Annotated in this window: 2 protein-coding genes; both read left to right on the forward strand. The window is 71.0% G+C overall.

The genetic code is table 11. From position 1 onward, the window contains the following. The first annotated feature begins 129 nt into the window (after nt 1–129). On the forward strand, nt 130–1,257 hold the full coding sequence (sfnG, locus tag LCD35_RS19455) for a dimethylsulfone monooxygenase SfnG (protein WP_224958702.1): 1,128 nt from the start codon (nt 130–132) through the stop codon (nt 1,255–1,257). Between the two features lie 34 nt (nt 1,258–1,291). Then, nucleotides 1,292–2,518: an acyl-CoA dehydrogenase family protein gene (locus LCD35_RS19460; protein WP_224958703.1), complete on the forward strand. Its 1,227-nt coding sequence runs from the start codon at nt 1,292–1,294 to the stop codon at nt 2,516–2,518. Nucleotides 2,519–2,632: the final 114 nt, after the last annotated feature.

Here is a 2,632-nt window from a genome sequence, read left to right on the forward strand (position 1 = left end):
ATCTGTAGGCGCGGACGAGATCTTCCTGAAAGACGGCGAGATAGGACTGGGTGGTGGGCCCCCCGGGGGGGGGGGGGCGGCGGGGCGCCCCCCCCCCCCCCCGGCACGACCTGTCCACGGGAGACGACCGTGTCCACCGACATCCCCGCCGCGCCGCTGAAGTTCGCCTACTGGGTGCCCAACGTCAGCGGCGGCCTGGTCACCAGCACCATCGAACAGCGCACCGATTTCGGGTTCGAGTACAACAAGGAACTCGCGGTGCTCGCCGAGCGCAGCGGGTTCGAGTACGCGCTCAGCCAGGTCCGCTACGCCTCCAGCTACGGCGCCGCGCAGCAGCACGACCCGGCCGCGTTCAGCCTCGGCCTGCTGCTGGCCACCGAGCGGCTCAAGCTCATCGTCGCCGCCCACCCCGGCCTGTGGCACCCGGCGATCCTCGCGAAGTTCGGCATCACCGCCGACATCCTGTCCCAGGGCCGGTTCGCGGTGAACATCGTCAGCGGCTGGTTCAAGGAGGAGTTCACCGGCCTCGGCGAACCCTGGCTGGAGCACGACGAGCGCTACCGGCGCACCGAGGAGTTCATCCGCGTGCTGCGCGGGCTGTGGACGCAGCCGAACTTCGAGCTGGCCGGCGACTTCTACCGCATCCGCGACTTCAGCCTGCGCCCGCAACCGTTCGAGGTGCCCGGGCGCCCGCACCCGGAGATCTTCCAGGGCGGCAACTCGTCCGCGGCGCGCACCCTCGCCGGGCGGGTGTCGGACTGGTACTTCAGCAACGGCAAGGACTTCGACGGGTTCAGCGAGCAGGTCGCCGACGTCCGCGCCCAGGCCGCCGCCCACGGCCGCACCGTCCGCTTCGGCCTCAACGGCTTCCACATCGCCCGCGACACCGAGGCCGAGGCGAAGGCCGTGCTCAAGGAGATCGTGGACAAGGCCGATGTGGACGCCGTCGAAGGGTTCCGCAAGTCCGTGCAGCAGGCCGGGAAGTCCACATCGGACGGCAAGGGCATGTGGGCGGACTCCGAATTCGCCGACCTCGTCCAGTACAACGACGGCTTCCGCACCGGCCTCATCGGCACTCCGGAGCAGATCGCGCACCGCATCATCGAGTACAAGAAGCGCGGCGCGGACCTGATCCTGCTCGGATTCCTGCACTACCTCGAAGACGTCGAGCACTTCGGCACCCACGTGCTGCCCATCGTCCGCGAACTCGAAGCGGACCTCGACCGCACCGGCGACCCCATCGGCGCCACCCGGTGACCACCCGCACCACCGCAACCCGAGGAGAACCGCTGTGAGCACCACCGAACCGACCACCACCCGCTGGGAACGACGACCCGACACCCCCGAGGGCTGGCTCGAACGCGCCCGCGACGTGGCCGCGCTGCTGGCCGTCGACGCCGTCGAGCGCGACCGCGCCGGCGCCACCCCGCACGCCGAAGTCCGGCTGCTCAAGGAATCCGGCCTGGTCCGGCTGCTCGGGCCCGTCGAGCACGGCGGGGGCGGTCAGCGCTGGGACACCGCCTACCGGGTAATCCGCGAGGTCGCCAAGGGCGACGGGTCCATCGGCCAGCTGCTCGGCTACCACTACCTGTGGGCGTGGGCGGTGCGGCTGGTCGGCACCGACGCGCAGATCGACGCCGTCGAGCAGCTCTACACCGAGAACGACCTGTTCTTCGGCGGGGCGGTGAACCCGCGCGACTCCGACGTGGTCATCACCGACGAGGGCGACGAGATCGTCTACACCGGGCGGAAGTCCTTCTCCACCGGCAGCAAGGTCTCCGACCTCACCGTGCTGGAGGGCGTCCTCGACGGCACCGACGACCACATCTTCGCCATCGTGCCCTCCGACCAGGAGGCCATCGTCTACGGCGACGACTGGGACAACCTCGGTCAGCGGCTCACCGAATCCGGCAGCGTCGAGATCCGCGGCGTGCGGGTGCCGTGGGAGTCGGCGGCGGGCTACGTGGACAAGCGGTTCCAGCCGCTGGTCTACAACACGCTGAACACGCCCACCATCCAGCTGGTGTTCACCAACTTCTACCTCGGCATCGCGCAGGGCGCCCTGGACGCCGCGACCGCCTACACCCGGGAGAAGACCCGGCCGTGGCCCTACGGCGGGGACGACAAGGACAGCGCCACCGAGGAGTTCTACGTCCTCGACACCTACGGCGATCTGCAGGCGAAGCTGTGGGCCGCGGAGGCGCTCGTGGACCGCGCCGGGCAGCGCATCGACGGGTTGCTGCACGCCGAACGGGACTCGGTGACCGCCGCGCAGCGCGGGCAGGCCGCCGTGCTCATCGCCGCCGCCAAGGAGCGGATCGTGCAGACCGGGCTGGAGATCGCCACCCGGATCTACGAGGTGACCGGGGCGCGGGCGACCTCGAACTCCGCGGGCCTGGACATCTTCTGGCGCAACCTGCGCACCCACACGCTGCACGACCCGATCGCGTACAAGCGGGTCGAGGTGGGCCGCTACGCGCTGCTCGGCGAGATCCCGGAACCGACCTGGTACACGTGATCCGGTGCGGGGGGGCCCCCCCCCCCCCCCCCCCCGGCGGCCGCCCCCCCCCCCCCCCCCCCCCCCCGAGGGGGGGCCCTAAGGCCCCCCACGACGCACCCACCCCACGGCGCG

It is taken from the genome of Saccharopolyspora sp. 6V, from assembly GCF_020176785.1.
Lineage (GTDB): Bacteria > Actinomycetota > Actinomycetes > Mycobacteriales > Pseudonocardiaceae > Saccharopolyspora_C > Saccharopolyspora_C gregorii.